Consider the following 17,325-nt stretch of genomic DNA (forward strand, 5'->3'; position numbering starts at 1 on the left):
CGACGTGAGCAGCACTGAGGGCCCGATCGGCATCTTCGATTCCGGCTTCGGCGGGCTCACCGTGGCCAGGTCGGTGGTCGACCAGATGCCCAACGAGGACGTCGTCTACCTCGGCGACACCGCCCGCGCGCCGTACGGGACCAAGAGCCTGCCGGAGGTCCGCGAGTTCGCCCTCGAATGCCTCGACCGGCTCGTCGACCGGGAGGTGAAAGCCCTGGTCATCGCCTGCAACTCGGCGTCCTCGGCGGTGCTGCGGGACGCCCGGGAACGCTACGACGTCCCAGTCATCGACGTGGTGCTGCCAGCCGCGCGACGGGCCGTCCTGGTGAGCCGCAGCGGCCGGATCGGCGTGATCTGCACCAGCGCGACCGCGCATTCCCGCTCCTATGACGATGCCTTGGCCGCCGTCCCCGACGTCGAGCTGTTCACCTCGGCATGTCCGCTCTTCGTCGACTTCGTCGAGGCCGGCGTCACCGGCGGAGCCGATCTGGAAGCCATCGCCCACGACTATCTCGAGCCGTTGCGACTGGCCGGCATCGACACCCTGATTCTGGGCTGCACGCACTACCCGCTGCTCACCGGCGTGATCAACTACGTCCTCGGCGACACCGTCACCCTGGTGTCGTCGGCGGACGAGTGCGCGAAGTCGACCTGGACGACGCTGAACAGTCTCGGCCTGCTGCACCACGCCCCACGCGAGGCCACCCGGCGATTCCTGACCACCGGGAATCCGGAGAAATTCCAGGGCATCGGCAGCCGCCTGATGGGTGGCTTCGTCCACGAGGTCGGGGCGATCTGGTAGCCCCGCGGGCTACCCGGCTGGTCGCGGGCCCGATGATCGGCGCCTTACCTACCCGCGCCGTCTGCGCACCAGCAGCACCACCAGTCCGCCCAGCAGCACCAGTGCCGCGCCCCCCAGCAGCATCGCCAGTTGGGCGTCCGATCCGGTCTGCGGCAACGGGGGCGGCACCGGACGGTAGCTGTTGGTCGCCGTGATCTCGACGGTGGTGCCGAGTCCGACCAAGCCGAGCAGCAACAGGAAGGCGAGCAGCAGCCGGATCAGCGACTTGGGCATGGATCTGGACTGGGGCACGTCCTGCTCCTGGGGGTACGGATGGGACACGCGGCGCGAGGCCGTCGGCGATCCGACTATCGCACGGACTTCTCGGCGAGGTCACCCCCCGCCCGGGTGACAGTCCGCGATCGGGCAGCCGCCGCAGCCTCGTCCGGGACATCCGGTCAGCGGGCAGTCCCGGACCAGTCCCGCCCGGAGCAGATGGTCGGCAGCGGCCCGTACCACGTCGGCCCGCAGGCCGGTCCGCCGGCGAATCTCGCTCAGCGAGCCGGCGCCGCCGGCCAAGGCGTCCAATACGGTGGTCAGCGGCCCGGTCACCACCACAGACTCCCCGCCTGGAAGATCAACACGGCCAGGCCCCAGGCCACCGCCAGCTGCACGGCGATGCCGAAGAGCGTCCAGCGGCCGCCGATCTCGCGCCATTGCGCGGCCAGCGTGGCGACGCACGGCGTGTAGGCCATCAGGAAGACCATGAACGCGAGCGCGGCCGGGATCGGGTGGCCGTGGGACGACTCGGTGAAGTCGGCCATGATCCGCTCGCCCAGCGAGCCCGGATCGCCACCCTCCTCAGGTTCCTCCAGTGCATAGGTCTGCGCCCAGGACGAGATCACCGCCTCTTTGGCGACGAAGCCGACCACCAGCGCCGAAGTTGTCTGCCACTGGGCGAAGCCGGCCGGGGCGAACACCGGCGTGATCGCTTGCGCCGCCACGCCGTAGACCGAATCCTCCACCGCAACCTCGCCGAAGGCGGCGTTGCCGTGGGCCGGCACCGACTGCAGCAGCCAGACCGCGCACACTGTGACCACGATGATCCCGGACGCGGTGCGCAGGAAGCCGGCCAGCCGGGTCCAGGCGACGGAGGCGGTTAGCCGCAGCGTCGGCAGCTGGTAGGGCGGCAGGTCGATCACCAGCGGTTCGGTACCCATCGCCCGCCACAGGGTTCGGCGCAGCAGCAGGCCGACGCCGACCACCAGCAGGATCGACGCCACGTACATCGCGAACACCACGGTGCCCGCCCACTGTCCGAAGAACACGGTGCCGAGCAGCACGAACACGGTCAGCCGGGCGGTGCACGAGGTGAACGGCACCAGCAGCACGGTCAGCAGCCGCTGCCGGCTGTCGCCGAGAATCCGGGTGGCGCTGATCGCCGGAACGTTGCAGCCGAAGCCGACCACCAGCGGCAGGAAGGCCTTGCCGGGCAGGCCGATGGCCCGCATCAGCCGGTCGGTGACCACCGCGGCCCGGGCCAGGTAGCCGGAGTCCTCCAGCAGCGCCAGCAGCACGAACATCAGCGCCATCAGCGGAACGAAGGTGAGCACCATGCCGACCCCGGCGATCAGGCCATCGACGATCAGCCCCTCCAGCCAGGTGCCGGTCAGTGCGACGGCTGCGAAGCCGGCGAGGGCGGCGTCGGTGACCGGTCCCGAGAAGAACGTGTCGAAGAAGTCCTGCAGCGGCGCCGCGACCGTGGTGGTGACCTGGAACACCACCCACATCACACCCAGGAAGAGCAGCGGGCCAAGTACCGGCGCGGTGGCCACCCGATCGAAACGGTCCGAGAACGACACCCGGTCGTCGCCGGCGTCCGTCACCCCCGCCTCCACCGCCGCGGCCACCCAACCGAAGCGCTCGTCCGCCTTGGCCAGCGCGTCGCCGCAACAGCGATGGGGACGGGCGGCGGGCTCGGCTGCGGTGAGCGCGGTCGCAACGGCGTCGTCCAGGGCCGTCAGCCCCGAGCGGCGGCGCGGGTCGAGCGCCACCACCGGGCAGCCCAGCGCCTCAGCCAGCGCGGCCGGGTGGACGTCGATGCCCCGGCGTTCGGCGACGTCCAACATGGTGAGGGCGACGATCACCCGTTGCGGCTGCTCGCGTACCTCGCTGACCAGGTACAGGCTGCGGGCCAGGTTCGCCGCGTCGGCGACCACGATCACCACGTCCGGCCGGTCGTCGGGGTCGGCCACCAGCAGGTCGCGGGTCAGCGCCTCGTCCGGCGACAGCGGCTCCAGCGAGTAGGCGCCGGGCAGATCGATCAGGGTGCGCTGGTGCCAGACGCCGCGAGCCACCTCGACCGTGGTGCCGGGCCAGTTGCCGACGGTGGTGCGGGCCCCGGTGAGCGCATTGAACAGCGTCGACTTGCCCGAGTTGGGCGCACCGGCCAGGGCGACGATGGCGGCGCCCGGACCGGCCGCCGTATTGGCGACGGCGCAGTGGCAGGTGGTCACCGGGGGCTTGACGGCGGTCATCGCGCCATCTCCGCCCGGACTCCGCGCAGCAGCGCCGCGCCGAGTGCGACCCGGGCACCGGCCACCGAGACGATCCGGCCGCCTCCGGCGCTGGCCCGGATGACCGCGAAGGCGGCTCCGGGACGCAGACCCAACCGGCTGAGCCGCCAGGCATGCTCGTCGGGGACGGCGGAAAGGGTGAGCGGAACAGCCAGTGGGGCCTCCGCCAGCGAGATGACGTTCATGCGACTCGTCCATCGATGGGTCGAGGGATCGGTCCGGCGAGCTGATCACCGGTGCTGGTCCGGGCCTCGACATCGTCCAGGTCAGCTATGCCTACCCTAAGAAAGGGCTGCTGATGCCGCGGGCGAACCGGGATTCCTCCCGGCGGCCGGTCTCACCGGTTTCACATCGTGGACCCTGACCTCGGGCCGCCGTACCCCGCGCTCGCCGAACTACCTAGGGCTCGCTGAATTCGGCGAGCGGTAACTAGTTCGGGGAGCGGTTGGGTGATCAGATCAGTGCAGCTTGTCGATCAGGCCTTCGAGGAAGTAGCCCAACCACTCGTACATGCCGTAAAGGACGCCGCGCGGCTCGTCGGAGTCGAGCTCCTCCAGTTCGTCGACGTCGTCGGCGGTTTCGATGCCGAGGCGCACCGACAGGGTCAGCCGGATCGCGGCAATGGTCTTCAGCCAGGCGTCCACGTCGCCGGCGCGGACGAGCGCCGGGTCGCGTCCGGCGTTAGTTTCGAGCAGGGCCTCCAGGACGACCCGGGCCTGCTCGATCTTGGTGCGGCGCTGGGCGTTCTGGGTGAACCTGCGGAACTCCTTCTCGGCGGAGTCGTCGTCGCGGTAGGCCGGTGGGAACAGTCGGGCGATCACCGGGTCGGACGCGTCCAGGTCGCTGGGTGCGGCCATGTCGGCCTCCCACTGGGCGAACGGATCGTCGCTGGTGGCGTCCATGTCCTCGCCCTCGAGCAGCACGATCAGCTGCTCGACCATCGACTCGAGCACCGCCTCCTCGTAGTCGGCGAGGGTGATCAGCAGCTGGCCGCCGGAGCGCCGGAACCGGCTCATTCGGCACGCTCCACGCTCGCCCACAACCCGTAGGCGTGCATCGCGTTCACGTCGGCCTCCATCGCCTCGCGGGTGCCGGAGGACACCACCGCCTTGCCTTCGTGGTGCACCTGCAGCATCAGTTTGGTGGCCTTCGATTTGGAGTAGCCGAAGTAGGTGACGAAGACGTGGGTGACGTAGCTCATCAGGTTGACCGGGTCGTCCCAGACGATGGTGACCCACGAGGTGAGCTCGATCGGCGCCTCCTGCGGACGCTCGGCCAGAACGGTTCCGCCCTCGGGCACCGCCGGCTGAGTGGACGCGACAACCATGGCGGCATTCTGTCAGACCGGCGCCGAGCCGGACCCTCCGGACGCCGCCGTCCGGGCGCCGTTACGCTGACGCCCATGCTCAACTCGACGGCGCTGCTGACCGACCATTACGAACTGACGATGGTCCGCGCGGCGATGCGTTCGGGCGCCGCGTTCCGGCGCTCGGTCTTCGAACTGTTCCCCCGCCGGCTGCCCACCGGACGCCGCTACGGCGTGGTCGCCGGCGTCGGCCGGGCGCTGGAGGCGATCGAGGCGTTCACCTTCGACGATGCCACCGTGTCGTTCCTGCTGGAGCAGCAGATCGTCGACCAGCCGCTGGCCGAATGGCTGGCCGGCTACCGGTTCACCGGATCGATCTGGGGTTATCCCGAGGGCGAGATCTACTTCCCCGGATCGCCGCTGATGATCGTCGAGGGCTCTTTCGCCGAGGCGGTGATCCTGGAGACGGTGCTGCTCAGCATCTACAACTACGACTCGGCGGTGGCGTCCGCGGCGTCCAGGATGACGGCGATGGCCGGCGACCGGCCGTGCATCGAGATGGGTTCGCGACGCACCAACGAGATCGCCGCGGTGGCCGCGGCCCGGGCCGCCTATGTGGCCGGCTTCGCCACCACGTCCAATCTGGAGGCGGGCCGGCGCTACGGCGTCCCGACCAGGGGGACGGCGGCGCACAGCTTCACCTTGCTGCACGCGTCCGAACGGGAGGCCTTCGAGGCACAGATCGGCGCGCTCGGCGAGGACACCACCCTGCTGGTCGACACCTACGACATCGAGACCGCGGTGCGCACCGGCATCGAGCTGACCCGGGGACGGCTGGGGGCGATCCGGCTCGATTCCGGCGACCTGGCCGAGCTGGCCAGTGAGGTGCGCCGTCTCTTGGACTCGCTCGGCGCCGGCCATACCCGGATCCTGGTCACCTCGGACCTGGACGAGTGGCAGATCGCGGCCCTGCGCGGTGCCCCGGTGGACGGCTTCGGCGTCGGCACCTCGCTGGTCACCGGCTCGGGCGCGCCGACCTGCGGCTTCGTCTACAAGCTGGTCGCCCGGGCCGACACCGACGAACCGGACGCGCCGCTGCTGCCGGTGGCGAAGAAGAGCGTCAACAAGACCAGCATCGGCGGCCGCAAGTACGCGCTCCGCCGGCTGGACGCCCGGGGCAAGGCCGAGGCCGAGGTGATCGGCATCGGCTCGGCGCCCCAGAGCGACGGCAACGACCGGCCGCTGCTGGTCGAACTGGTCCGCGACGGCGAGATCGTCGGTGCCGAGAGCTTGAAGGTGGCGCAAGAGCGGCACGCCCGCTCCCGGACCGAACTGCCGCTGTCGGCGTTGAAGATGTCCAAGGGCGAGGCGGCGATCCCCACCCTGATGCTGGACGCCGACGGCCAGGTCACCGACAACCCGTACGCGAGGAGCGAGGCATGAGCCGGGCGCTGATCGTCGTCGACGTCCAGAACGACTTCTGCGAGGGCGGCTCGCTGGCGGTGACCGGCGGCGCCGCGACGGCGTCCGCGATCTCGGAACTGCTGGCCGGGGCGTCCGGGTATGACCTGGTGGTGGCGACCCGCGATCATCACATCGATCCAGGCCCGCATTTCTCCGACCACCCCGACTACATCGACTCGTGGCCGCCGCATTGCGTGGCCGGGACGCCGGGTGCCGAGTTCCATCCGAACCTGGTGTGGCGAGGCTTCGATGCGGTCTTCGACAAGGGCGAATACGCCGCGGCCTATTCCGGCTTCGAGGGCGCGGACGCCTCGGGGGTGACACTGGGCGACTGGCTGACGGCGCGTGGGGCGTCCGAGGTGGACGTCTGCGGCATCGCCACCGACTACTGCGTGCGCGCCACCGCCCTGGATTCCGCCCGAGCCGGCTTCCGGACCCGGGTGCTGCTCGACCTGACCGCAGCCGTCGCGCCCGGCAACGTCCCGGACGTGGTGGCCGAACTGCGCGCCGCCGGCGTCCGGGTCGATCGCTAACCCCCTCCCTAACTACCTGTGCCCTCCCACCGGTGGGAGGGCACAGGTAGTTAGGGAGGGCCTTGCCGTGCCAGAGCGCGTGCGGGCGCGCGACAATGGCCGGGTGTCCAAGCCCGTGGTGACCATCCGCTATTGCATCGACTGCCGCTGGCAATTGCGCGCGAGTTGGTATCAGGGCGAGCTGTTGCAGACCTTCGCCGACGATCTGGGCGGGGTGACGCTGATTCCGTCCCACGGCGGCATGTTCCGGGTTGCGGTTGACGAGGTGACGGTGTGGAACCGCAAGACCGACGGCGGTTTCCCCGAGATCGCCGAGTTGAAGCGCCGCGTCCGCGACCTGGTGGCGCCGGAACGCTCGCTCGGCCACACCGACCGCGCCTGAGCGGGGACGGCCCTCCCCCCTTTCGATTCTCGAACGTTCGGGGACGGTTCTTCGCGTGCGCGATTCGCACGTTCGGGGACGGTTCTTCGCGTGCGCGATTCGCACGTTCGGGGACGGTTCTTCGCGTGCGCGATTCGCACGCTCGGGGACGGTTCTTTCGGTCCACCCTGAGCATCTCGGGAGCATCGGACGCCGCTCGTTCAGTTCTGGACCCAGCGGGTGCCGACCGGCACCGGACGCCCCTGGCCACCGGTCAACTCGGAGATCACGGACGCCACCGCGTCGCGGTCTGCCGGCGGGACGGTAAGGACCAGGGTCGCCTGCAGACCATGCCGAACCTCAGCCACCCGGACTCCACGGTCGCGCAGGGACGCCTCGACCCGTCCGGCGATCGCATAGTCCACGCCCAGTTCCACGACGTCGACCAGCTGGTAGCGGACCAACTCAGCAGCAGCGGACGCCGCCGACACTGCGTCCGAGTAGGCCCGGACCAGCCCGCCCGCACCCAACAGGGTGCCGCCGAACCAGCGGGTGACCACGGCCACGACATCGCGCAGGTCGCGTCCACGGAGCACCTCGAGCATCGGCGCCCCCGCGGTCCCGGCGGGCTCGCCGTCGTCACTGCTGCGCTCGACGGCGCCGTCCGGGCCAAGAATGAACGCCGAGCAGTGATGGCCCGCCGTGTGATGACGCCTGCGGACCGCCTCGATCACCGCCCGGGCAGCCGCCTCGTCGGACGCCGGTTCGAGGCGGGCCAGGAAACGAGAGCGCCGATCCTCGATCTCGGCCTCGACCGGTGCTGCGATGCTCAGGTACTGCTCGATCACAGTCAGCACCCTGCCATGATTCAGGACTCCGCGACCGCCCTGCGGATCAGCTCACCCAGCAGCGCCTGATCGGCATCGGTCAGCTCGGTAACTGCGAAGCTGGTCGCCCAGACGGCGCCGTCGTCCAGCAGCGCGCCGTCGTTGAAGCCGAAGGTGCCGTAGCGGGCCTTGAATTTGCTGGCCGGCTGGAAGAAGCAGATCACCTGCCCGTCACGGGCGTAGGCCGGCATGCCGTACCAGGTCTTGGCCTCCAGGCCGGGTGCATTGGCCGTGACCAGGGCGTGGATCCGTTCGGCGATCACGCGGTCCGCGTGCGGCATCTCGGCGATCTTGTCCAGGCAGGCCTGCGCTTCGAGTTCCTTCTTCCCATCACGGCGTTTGGCGGCACGCAGTTCGGCAGCGTGCTCCTTCATCGCGGCGCGTTCCTCAGGCGTGAACCCGGATTTGCTGTCGGTTGTTCGGGCCATTGCGGCTCTCCTCTGTTCGGTTGACTGGGTCCATGGTGGTGTGTCGGATCGCCGCGAGCTCGGCTCGGCGGGCGGCCACCCTGGTGCGATCCTGTTCGGCGAATGCCCTAGCCACCCAGGGCGGCAGGCACATGGCTCAGCCCTGAGCCAGGTCGGTCTTGAACCGGACCATGTTGCCGTCGGGGTCACGGAAGGCACAGTCCCGGACGCCGTAGAACTGGTCGGCCGGTTCCTGCAGCACGTCGGCCCCGGACGCCCGGACCGTCTCGTAGACGGCGTCCACATCGTCGCAGTCGAAGATCAGCGCGGTCAGCAGTCCTTTGGCCAGCAGTTCAGTCAACGCGGCGCGGTCGGCATCGGTCATCGGCATGGCACCCGGGCCGATCTGGTCCAGGGTGAGCTCGAGTTCGGGCTGCGTCGGTGTGGTCAGGGTGACCCAGCGGAAGTCGCCGTTGGTCACGTCCGTGCTCACTGTGAAGCCCAGGACGTCGCGGTAGAACGCGAGCGAGCGATCGGGGTCGGTGGTGTGGACGAAGGTGTTCGCGAGCGTCAGGCTCTGCAGTGCTGTCATGTCCTCGACGCTAGACGGACGCCCCTGCCACGGCTTCTCGAAAAGTGATCAGTTGCGACTCGGCCGGGTGACCTGCTTCACGATGCAACTCGGGATGCCGCGCAGCTCGTCGTGAGAGCGGTTCCGGTAGGCGCTGGGAGTCTCCCCCACCAGTTCGGTGAACCGGCTGCTGAACGAGCCGAGCGAGGTACAGCCCACTTCCATACAGACGTCGGTGACCGACTTGTCGGTGTTGCGGAACAGCGCCATGGCGCGTTCGATCCGGCGGGTCATCAACCAGGCGTACGGGGTTTCGCCGAACGCCTCCTTGAACGAGCGCTGGAAGTGCCCGACCGACATCAGCGACTCGCGGGCCAGCTGCGGGACGTCCAGCGGCTCGGCGAAGTCCCGGTCCATCCGGTCGCGAGCCCGGCGCAAGCGCACCAGGTCGTCGGGGGTCATGGGTCCAGCCTGGCACACGCCCACGAACAGACCCACTGAACGGCGGTCCTCAGGACCGTGACGGTCCTCCTCAAGCGGCGCCGCACTCGTAGGCCAGTACCACCGCCTGGACTCGGTCGCGCAGCCCCAGCTTGGCCAGGATCCGGGTGACATGGGTCTTGACCGTCGCCTCCCCCAGATAGAGGCGGCCACCGATCTCGGCGTTCGACAAGCCCTTCGCGAGCGCGAGGAACACGTCCAGTTCGCGGGCGGTCAAGCACTGCAAGGTCTCCGGCACACCGCTGGTCGCAGGACGCCGCCTGACGAACGCGTCCACCAGCCGGCGCGTCACCTCCGGAGCGAACAGCAACTGCCCACCGTGGCAGGCCCGGATCGCCTCCGCCAGATCAGCGGGGGAAACGGTCTTGAGCAGGAACCCGCTGGCTCCGGCCTTCAGGGCGGCGAACACGTACTCATCGAGATCGAAGGTGGTCAGCACCAGCACCTTGGTCTCCGGACGCGCGGCGGCAGTCAGCCGGATGCCCTCGACGCCGTTGACCTGTGGCATCTCGATATCCATCAGCACGATGTCGGCGCCGTGCTCCCGTGCGGCGCGGGACGCCTCGCGTCCGTCCGCCGCCTCGGCCACCACGTCGATGTCGGGCTCGGCGTCCAGAATGGCGCGCAGACCTCCCCGAATCAGAGCCTGATCGTCGGCCAGGACGACGGTGATCACCGGTCGACTCCCGTCGTGGAGATGCTGTCTCCGACCGCAGCCGCCGCCGACGGTAGCCGAACCCGGACCGCCCAGCCCGCGTCGGCGTCCGGTCCGGCATGAAACTCGCCACCTACGGCCCTGACCCGCTCCGCAGCACCGATCAACCCCAGGCCGCTGCCGTCGCCCGCTGCCGGAGCCGCGGCAGCTCTGCCGTCGTCCCGCACGACGACCGAGCACTCTCCCGGTGAACCCTCGACCACCACCCGCACCGAGCTGCCGGACGCGTGCCGAACGGCGTTGGTCAGAGCCTCCTGCACGACGCGGTAGCAGACCTGGGCAACAGCCGGGTCGGCCGGCGGCCGTTCGATCCGCAGCACCACCCGGACACCCGCCTGCCGGATGCGCTCGGCCAGCGCCACGAGCCGGCCCGGAAGGTCGGTCGCCTCCTGGGCGACCGCAACGCCCAGCACGCCTTGGTCGATCAGCCCGATCAGCCGGTCCAGGTCGTCCAGGGCACGGCGTCCGGTATCCCCGATCACGGCGAGGCTCGCCCGCGCCCGGGCAGGATCGGCGACCCGCTGGGCACTCACCGCCCCCGCCTGCAACACCATCACCCCCAGTGCATGGCTGGTCACGTCGTGCAGGTCGCGGGCCACTCGCAGCCGTTCGTTCCTCACCGCGTCCGCAACCGCACGGTCGAGCACGGACTGGGCCTGCGCGGTCGAGTGCTGCGCAGAACGCTGCTCCCGGTCCTCCTCGCTCCAGGCGTGGCCCGCCCACGCCGGCAGCACCGTGACCACGGCCAGCATGGCCGCATTGTCGGGGTCCGCGAGCAGCACCAGCAGCACCCCGGCCAGCACCATCAGCAGCCAGCCGAGCCAGACCGGTCGCCTCCCCTCGACGCCGGCCGACCAGGAGAGGATCGCCAGCGCTACCGGCACCGCGATACCCAGCCGCGTCGGCCCGATCGACACCGCGAGCGCGAGTGCGCCGGCGCTGAGCAGCAATGCCGTCATCAGCGCTCGCCGCCGCAATGCGACGCTCAGCGGCACCAGCGTGAGCAGCACGAACACGGCGACGGATGGCCCCGGATCGAGGGTGAGCAACTCCACCAGGCCGAGCGTCGCCAGTATCTGCGCCACGACGTACCAACTCCAGCCGGGGCCGGGCGTCCCAGGTTGAGCGGATGGCCGGGCTTCGGACTGGGGGTGGCGCAGCAGGCCGAGCATCTGCCGCAACTCGGTGATTGCGCCAGTGCCGCGGACACGGATCCGCTCGATCGCCGCCGCGTCGAGCTCGGGACCGGCCGATGCGGCATCGGCGAGCATCGCACGGATCGTCTCACCGACCATCCCGGCGATCTCGCTCGCTAGCCGGGCGCGTTCCTCGGCGACCACGGCACCAGCCACCGCCAGCGGATCCTGGCTTCCCACGGTGGCCGCGCGCCGCCGCGCCGCGCTCGCCCGTTGCGTCTTCGCCGCCACCAGTCGGCCGAAGCCCCAGAAGCAGCCGTAGAGGACGATGCCGAAGATCAGCGTTGAAAGCGACAGGGCGTCCGCCCAGGCGAGGGAGGCGAGAAGCCCGAGCAACGCGAGCACCACCGGCGTCCTGCCCGACCAGCGACCCAGGCCGTAGACGACGACCGCCACCGGCAGCAGTAGGGCCGGGTTCTCGGACGGCACGCCGAGCGCGGCCGCCAGCAGACACCCGGCCAGTACGACGGCAGCCGCGGTGACAGGGTGCCGGCGCGACACCAGCAGTGCGAACCCCGAGACGACTCCGATCGTCCCGGCGGCGACAGGACGGCTCCACAGCAGCGCGGTCACCCACCCGATCCCGGCCAACGCCAGGACCGCCTCCTCGATGGTGGGCCGAGCCTTCATAGCGCGAGGCTAGACCGCCGCACCCCCGAAGTGATCCCCCTCACGATGGACCCGGGATCCTGCTTTCCGGGACGGCCGGACGTCCGATCGGCGAACGGGATCATTCCGCCGGCGGTTCCGCGCCGGCCCCGCTGCGGCCGATCGTGGAGTCGCCGGCGAGTCGACGCCGGCACGACCGAGGAGGAACCATGACCGCCACGTCCACTCTTTCGACCCGGCGGCGCAGCGTCGCCGCAGGATGCATGCTGCTGGCGCCCCTGATACTCGCCGCGGCCGATCTGGCCCGGATGACCGCCGAGCACGCTGGCTCCGAGACCGGGATCATCGGCGAGAGCGGAGCCGAGCAGTCCGCGTCACTGCTGGCGGCGATCGAGGCGAACCTCGGCCTGTACCAGGTCGCGTCATGGCTGGCGCTGGCCGCCGCCATCCTGGCTATCCCGGCAGTTGCGGCCGTCCGCGAACGGACGCGCGAGCGAGTGCCCGGCTGGTCGATGGTCGCACTGGTGACCGGGATCTGCCTGGTGACCGGCCACTTCGTGCACCTGATGGGCTACTTCGCCTGGAACCAGATCCTGGTGGCGCTACCCGATCGCGACGCGGCCGTCGCACTCACCTTGCTGACCGAGCAGAACCTCTTCGGCCTGGTGGTCTTCCTGCCGTACCTGATCGGCCAGCTGCTCTTCTGGCCGGCGGCGGGATTCACGTTGTGGCGGGCTGGGGCTATCCCGTTGTGGGCGTTCGCGCTGGTCGCCGTCGGCGCAGCAGTCATGCTGGTGTTGGGCTCCTCATTCGTGACCACGCCGCTGTGGGCGCTGACAGTCGTCGCGGGCCTCGCGCCGTCGCTGAAGCAGTCTCCCGGCAGGTGACCATCGGGCTGACCCTGGGCGGGGCTCGATCCGGCTACCCGGGCCGGAGAAGGGTTTCACTGATCTCTCGAACGCCTGGGCCGCAGGTCCTTGACGCCGGCCGCCCAGCGTCCAGAAGAACCGTCCCCGCGGTCACATCGTGCGGTCCACAGTGACCGGGAGAACCGTCCCCGCGGTGACATCGTGCGGTCACAGTGACCAGAAGAACCGTCCCCGGTGACCAAGGGAACCGTCCCCGGTGACCAGAAGAACCGTCCCCGGGGTCACATGGTGCGGCGGTATCGTCCACCGACTTCGAAGAAGGCCTCGGTGATCTGGCCCAGGGACGCGACCCGGACGGTGCGCATCAGTTCGTCGAAGACGTTGCCGCCGGTCAGCGCCACCTCCTTCAGCCGGGCGAGGGCGGCCGGGGACTCGTCGGCGTGCCGGGCGTGGAAGTCGGCCAGCCGGGCGAGTTGCGACTCCTTCTCGTCCGTCGTACCGCGGGCCAGCACGGTGGGCGCGGATTCCGAGGCGTCCGGGTCGAGGAAGGTGTTCACGCCGATGATCGGCAGGGTGCCGTCGTGTTTGCGCGCCTCGTAGAGCATCGACTCGTCCTGGATCAGGCCACGCTGATAGCCGGTCTCCATCGCACCCAGGACGCCGCCGCGGTCGGCGATCCGCTCGAACTCGGCCAGCACCGCCTCCTCGACCAGGTCGGTGAGCTGCTCGATCAGGTACGACCCCTGTAACGGGTTGTCCACCGAAGCCAGCCCCCATTCGGTATCGATGATCAGCTGAATCGCCAAGGCACGCCGCACCGACGCCGGGGACGGCGTGGTGACCGCCTCGTCGTACGCGTTGGTGTGCAGGCTGTTGGCGCTGTCGTAGAACGCGCACAGAGCCTGCAGCGTCGTCCGGATGTCGTTGAACTCCATCTCGGCGGCATGCAACGACCGGCCCGAGGTCTGGATGTGGTACTTCAGCTTCTGCGCCCGCTCGCCTGCGCCGTACCGGTCACGCAGCGCGATCGCCCAGATCCGGCGGGCGACCCGTCCGATCACCGTGTATTCGGCGTCCATGCCGTTGGAGAAGAAGAACGACAGGTTGGGCGCGAAATCGTCGATCGCCATGCCGCGGGCCAGGTACGCCTCGACGTAGGTGAACCCGTTGGCCAGGGTCAGCGCCAGCTGGGTGATCGGGTTCGCCCCGGCCTCGGCGATGTGGTAACCGCTGATCGACGCCGAGTAGAACCGCTTCACGCCATGCTCGATGAACCACTCCTGCACATCGGCCATCGCCCGTAGTGAGAAGTCGATCGAGAACAGGCAGGTGTTCTGTCCCTGGTCCTCTTTGAGGATGTCGGCCTGGACGGTGCCGCGTACCTTCCGCACCACCTCCGGATCGCCGGCCTGGTCGATCGCGGCATTCAGGAACATCGCCAGAATGGTCGGTGCCGGTCCGTTGATGGTCATCGACACCGAGGTCGCGTCGTCGGCCAGGTCGAAGCCGGCGAACAAGTCGCGCATGTCGTCCAGGGTCGCGATGGACACCCCCGAGGTGCCGACCTTGCCGTAGATGTCGGGCTGCCGGGCGGGATCGCGTCCGTACAGGGTGACCGAGTCGAAAGCGGTCGACAACCGAGTGGACGGCTGCCCCGCGGCGAGCAGGTGGAAGCGCCGATTGGTGCGCGCGGCGTCCCCCTCACCGGCGAACATCCTGGTCGGCCGCTCCCCCGACCGCTTCAGCGGGAACACCCCGGCGGTGAACGGGAAGCTGCCCGGACGGTTCTCCTTGCGCAGGTAACGGATCAGGGCACCCGGCTCATCGTCGGGCGGGAGCGCCACCTTCGGCAGCGTCAGCCCGGACAGCGTCTCCGCGGTGGGCTGCTCGGTTTCGAGTTGGGTGCGCCAAACGTTCAACAGCTCGGACGCCGCTGCGGGGAGTTCGGCGCGCAGGCCCGCGAGCGGCGTCGGGTCGTCGAGCAGCGCGGCGACGGCCTCGACTTGCTCCTGGCGGCGCACCGCCCCGACCAGAGTGGCGGTGGCGGCGTGATACCCGCGGACAGTGTCCGCAACATCGGCGAGGTATCGCTCCTTGCCACGCGGAATGATCGCGCCGTCACCGGCCGCACGACCACCGCCGGCCGAGTCCTCACCGTTGGTCGAGCTTGTCGAGACCCCAGCCGCGGCCAGCAACACCCGCAGCCGCTCGAACAGCCGGTTCACCCCGTCGTCGTTGACCCGGGACGCGATGGTCCCGATCACCGGCTGGTCCTTCCAGGACTCGCCGAAGGCTCCCCGGTTGCGGATCAATTGGCGTCCGACATCGCGCCGGGCGTCCTCCGCACCGCGCCGGTCGTATTTGTTGATCGCGACCAGGTCGGCCACCTCGAGGGCCGCGATCTTCTCCAGCTGGGTGGACGCCCCGTATTCGGGAGTCATCACGTACAGCACAACATCGGCATGGTCGGCGATCGAGGCGTCCCCCTGCCCCATCCCCGGAGTCTCGACGATCACCAGGTCATAGCCAGCACCGCCGCAGGACCGGATCATCTCGTCCAGCCCCTTCGGGATACCACCGGCCGCACCCCGGGTGGCCAGCGAACGGAAGTACACCCGGTCCAGTGCGTTCATCCGGATCCGGTCCCCCAGCAGCGCACCACCGCGCCGCGCCGTCGGGTCGATCGCCAGCACCGCGATTCGCAACTCCGGGGCCCGCCGCCGGAACCGCAACAACAGCTCGTCGGTCAGTGACGACTTGCCCGAGCCGCCCGTCCCGGTGATGCCCAGCACGGGTGGCCGGCCGTCCGGCAGATCAAGCTGTCCGCCCTCGGCCAAGACACTGATCGCCCGCGGCAAACCGGTACGCGGGGACGGTTCTTTCGGTCCATTTCCGGGCAAACTGGACCGAAAGAACCGTCCCCCCGGTCCAGATTCACCCGAACCAGATTCACCCGCGCCGGACTCAGCGCCCGCTGGCCGAGAGTGTCGAGACCGTTGCACCTCACGGCAGGCGGCGATCACCTCGTCGGCCATCCCGAGCAGTCCGAGCCGCTGCCCGGCGGCCGGACTGTAGATGGTGACGCCCTTCGCGGCCAGCGCCTCGATCTCATCGGCGACGATCACCCCGCCCCCGCCGCCGAAGACCTTGGCGTCCGAACCCAGCTCGGCGAGCCGGTCCACCAGATAGCCGAAGTACTCCAGGTGCCCGCCCTGGTAGGACGACACCCCGACCCCGTGTGCGTCCTCGTCGACGACCGCTGCCACCACGTCGTCGACCGAGCGGTCATGACCGAGATGGACGACCTCGGCCCCTCGCGCCTGCAACACCCGCCGAATCACCGTGATCGCGGCGTCGTGCCCGTCGAACAGAGCGGCGGCGGTGACGATCCGCACCGGCGAGGACTTCATTGCTCCATTGAGCACCCGGTTCGCCCCGATGTCGAGCCCATGGTGAGGGTGCGCCGCTGGAGGACGGGTCGCTACTGGGATCCTTCGGGAATGATCCGCACGTAGGCGATCGTCGTGTCCTCGACCTCGGCACCGAAGACGATCTCGACCTGATGAGTGCCCTTCATGCTCGGCAGCACGCTGTTGGTGTAGGTCTTCCCGGTGGAACAGTTGATCGAGCCACCCCCGGCGGACACCCCGTCGACCCTCGTCTGATAGCTGACCGAGAGACCGACCGGGCCGTCGCAGGCCCCCTGCGCAACCCACGGACCCTTCCCGAGGTCTGCACGTCCGGTAGAACCGACCCGCTTGTGGTCGCGCAGAACATCGCGAGCGATCTCGTCCCGGGCCTTGGCCGGGATCACCGTGCTGGCCGAGGGGGACGCCGATGGCTGCGCCGGCAGCGACGCGGACGGCGTGGGCGGCGGGCTGACCGGCTGGGACGGCGTCGTCACCTGGGTGCAGCCGGCCATCGCGGCGAGCACCGCAACACCGACCAAGCAGAAACGACTCATGCCAAACCTCACATCCGACGGGGGTAGCCGGGACCCTACCGGAGCGCCGCGGCGGTGCCTACACTCAGAACGCCCGGATGGTCAACGTGGGAGGCACAGCATGGCCGATGGAACCGGCACCAAGGACGATCCCTGGCAGCTGGCCACGCCGCCGGGTTCCAGTTCGTACCTGATGTATCGCGACGCGGACGCGGATCCGCCGACCCTGGTCTGCGTGGTCGGCTCGACCACGCTGAAGTACCAGGTGCGCGCGATCGAGGACCTGCACGCCTGGCTCGTCGAGCAGGACGACTGGGTTCCGCTCGGTGCCGCCGACGAGAAGAAGCCCGCAGCCGAGGGCACTGTCGAGGCCTGGGGACGGTCGGAGTCGAACCCGGTTGGCGGCTGGTACGGGCTGCGTAACGGCTACCGGGGCCGGTTCGGCATGTACCTGCCGCCGCTGCTCGAGGCACTCGGTCTCGCCGAACTCACGCACGACGCCCGGAACAACCGGATGCGCGCGATCAGCTGAGCAGGCCAGAGCCAGCGCCGCTCAACCCGCTCGCGAATCAGCGACCGATTCTGGGATCGTCGCGCCGTCCAGCC

At 69.6% G+C, this 17,325-nt stretch carries 20 protein-coding genes; 6 read left to right on the forward strand and 14 right to left on the reverse strand.

The window, feature by feature from the left end; translation table 11 throughout:
* Positions 1 to 4: 4 nt before the first annotated feature.
* Entirely contained in the window at positions 5 to 802 is a 798-nt protein-coding gene (murI, locus tag QM711_RS14150) for a glutamate racemase (protein ID WP_415100419.1), read from the forward strand.
* Positions 803 to 850: 48 nt separating this feature from the next.
* On the opposite strand, the gene QM711_RS14155 is transcribed toward murI, so the two are convergent.
* The 6 genes from QM711_RS14155 to clpS all read right to left on the reverse strand — a co-directional run bounded on the left by QM711_RS14155 (position 851) and on the right by clpS (position 4,684).
* Positions 851 to 1,093 (reverse strand): LPXTG cell wall anchor domain-containing protein, encoded by a 243-nt coding sequence (locus QM711_RS14155; RefSeq protein WP_415100421.1) that lies wholly within the window; start codon positions 1,091 to 1,093, stop codon positions 851 to 853.
* Between the two features lie 81 nt (positions 1,094 to 1,174).
* Positions 1,175 to 1,393, reverse strand: coding sequence for a hypothetical protein (locus tag QM711_RS14160; protein WP_415100423.1), 219 nt, complete (start codon positions 1,391 to 1,393; stop codon positions 1,175 to 1,177).
* Complete coding sequence (feoB, locus tag QM711_RS14165; RefSeq protein ID WP_415100425.1) at positions 1,390 to 3,318, reverse strand: ferrous iron transport protein B; 1,929 nt, start codon at positions 3,316 to 3,318, stop codon at positions 1,390 to 1,392. Before feoB ends, QM711_RS14160 begins: the two co-directional genes overlap by 4 nt.
* On the reverse strand, positions 3,315 to 3,542 hold the full coding sequence (locus QM711_RS14170; RefSeq protein ID WP_415100427.1) for a FeoA domain-containing protein: 228 nt from the start codon (positions 3,540 to 3,542) through the stop codon (positions 3,315 to 3,317). The genes feoB and QM711_RS14170 overlap by 4 nt, the downstream gene beginning before the upstream one ends.
* A 273-nt stretch (positions 3,543 to 3,815) precedes the next feature.
* Positions 3,816 to 4,373: a DUF2017 family protein gene (locus tag QM711_RS14175; protein WP_415100429.1), complete on the reverse strand. Its 558-nt coding sequence runs from the start codon at positions 4,371 to 4,373 to the stop codon at positions 3,816 to 3,818.
* On the reverse strand, positions 4,370 to 4,684 hold the full coding sequence (clpS, locus tag QM711_RS14180; protein WP_415100431.1) for an ATP-dependent Clp protease adapter ClpS: 315 nt from the start codon (positions 4,682 to 4,684) through the stop codon (positions 4,370 to 4,372). Before clpS ends, QM711_RS14175 begins: the two co-directional genes overlap by 4 nt.
* Positions 4,685 to 4,759: 75 nt before the next feature.
* Here clpS and QM711_RS14185 point away from each other — a divergent pair, with 75 nt between their 5' ends.
* The 3 genes from QM711_RS14185 (at position 4,760) to QM711_RS14195 (ending at position 7,042) form a co-directional block, all read left to right on the forward strand.
* On the forward strand, positions 4,760 to 6,106 hold the full coding sequence (locus tag QM711_RS14185; RefSeq protein WP_415100433.1) for a nicotinate phosphoribosyltransferase: 1,347 nt from the start codon (positions 4,760 to 4,762) through the stop codon (positions 6,104 to 6,106).
* Positions 6,103 to 6,660: a nicotinamidase gene (locus QM711_RS14190; RefSeq protein WP_415100435.1), complete on the forward strand. Its 558-nt coding sequence runs from the start codon at positions 6,103 to 6,105 to the stop codon at positions 6,658 to 6,660. The genes QM711_RS14185 and QM711_RS14190 overlap by 4 nt, the downstream gene beginning before the upstream one ends.
* A 103-nt stretch (positions 6,661 to 6,763) precedes the next feature.
* Positions 6,764 to 7,042, forward strand: coding sequence for a SelT/SelW/SelH family protein (locus tag QM711_RS14195; RefSeq protein WP_415100437.1), 279 nt, complete (start codon positions 6,764 to 6,766; stop codon positions 7,040 to 7,042).
* Positions 7,043 to 7,242: 200 nt separating this feature from the next.
* Here the strand turns inward: QM711_RS14195 and QM711_RS14200 are convergent, their stop codons facing one another.
* The 6 genes from QM711_RS14200 to QM711_RS14225 all read right to left on the reverse strand — a co-directional run bounded on the left by QM711_RS14200 (position 7,243) and on the right by QM711_RS14225 (position 11,928).
* Positions 7,243 to 7,878 carry an IMPACT family protein gene (locus tag QM711_RS14200; protein WP_415100439.1) on the reverse strand — a complete coding sequence of 212 codons (636 nt, stop codon included), beginning with the start codon at positions 7,876 to 7,878 and terminating at the stop codon, positions 7,243 to 7,245.
* An 11-nt stretch (positions 7,879 to 7,889) separates the two neighbouring features.
* Positions 7,890 to 8,336 carry an iron chaperone gene (locus QM711_RS14205; RefSeq protein WP_415100441.1) on the reverse strand — a complete coding sequence of 149 codons (447 nt, stop codon included), beginning with the start codon at positions 8,334 to 8,336 and terminating at the stop codon, positions 7,890 to 7,892.
* A 136-nt stretch (positions 8,337 to 8,472) separates the two neighbouring features.
* The gene (locus QM711_RS14210) at positions 8,473 to 8,907 is read right to left on the reverse strand and encodes a VOC family protein (protein ID WP_415100443.1); all 435 of its coding nucleotides are present in this window, start codon (positions 8,905 to 8,907) and stop codon (positions 8,473 to 8,475) included.
* Between the two features lie 48 nt (positions 8,908 to 8,955).
* Positions 8,956 to 9,348 (reverse strand): helix-turn-helix transcriptional regulator, encoded by a 393-nt coding sequence (locus QM711_RS14215; RefSeq protein ID WP_415100445.1) that lies wholly within the window; start codon positions 9,346 to 9,348, stop codon positions 8,956 to 8,958.
* A 70-nt stretch (positions 9,349 to 9,418) separates the two neighbouring features.
* Entirely contained in the window at positions 9,419 to 10,063 is a 645-nt protein-coding gene (locus QM711_RS14220; protein ID WP_415100447.1) for a response regulator, read from the reverse strand.
* Positions 10,060 to 11,928, reverse strand: coding sequence for a sensor histidine kinase (locus tag QM711_RS14225; RefSeq protein WP_415100449.1), 1,869 nt, complete (start codon positions 11,926 to 11,928; stop codon positions 10,060 to 10,062). The genes QM711_RS14220 and QM711_RS14225 overlap by 4 nt, the downstream gene beginning before the upstream one ends.
* 188 nt (positions 11,929 to 12,116) lie before the next feature.
* Between QM711_RS14225 and QM711_RS14230 the strand changes: the two genes are divergently transcribed.
* Entirely contained in the window at positions 12,117 to 12,794 is a 678-nt protein-coding gene (locus tag QM711_RS14230; protein ID WP_415100451.1) for a hypothetical protein, read from the forward strand.
* A gap of 263 nt (positions 12,795 to 13,057) precedes the next feature.
* On the opposite strand, the gene icmF is transcribed toward QM711_RS14230, so the two are convergent.
* Positions 13,058 to 16,186 carry a fused isobutyryl-CoA mutase/GTPase IcmF gene (gene icmF / locus QM711_RS14235; protein WP_415100453.1) on the reverse strand — a complete coding sequence of 1,043 codons (3,129 nt, stop codon included), beginning with the start codon at positions 16,184 to 16,186 and terminating at the stop codon, positions 13,058 to 13,060.
* 71 nt (positions 16,187 to 16,257) lie between these two features.
* Positions 16,258 to 16,740: a hypothetical protein gene (locus QM711_RS14240; RefSeq protein ID WP_415100455.1), complete on the reverse strand. Its 483-nt coding sequence runs from the start codon at positions 16,738 to 16,740 to the stop codon at positions 16,258 to 16,260.
* 100 nt (positions 16,741 to 16,840) lie between these two features.
* On the opposite strand from QM711_RS14240, the gene QM711_RS14245 reads away from it, so the two are divergent.
* Complete coding sequence (locus tag QM711_RS14245; RefSeq protein WP_415100457.1) at positions 16,841 to 17,251, forward strand: DUF6855 family protein; 411 nt, start codon at positions 16,841 to 16,843, stop codon at positions 17,249 to 17,251.
* Positions 17,252 to 17,325 lie beyond the last annotated feature (74 nt).

The organism is Micropruina sp. (assembly GCF_047602385.1).
Taxonomy (GTDB): domain Bacteria; phylum Actinomycetota; class Actinomycetes; order Propionibacteriales; family Propionibacteriaceae; genus Micropruina.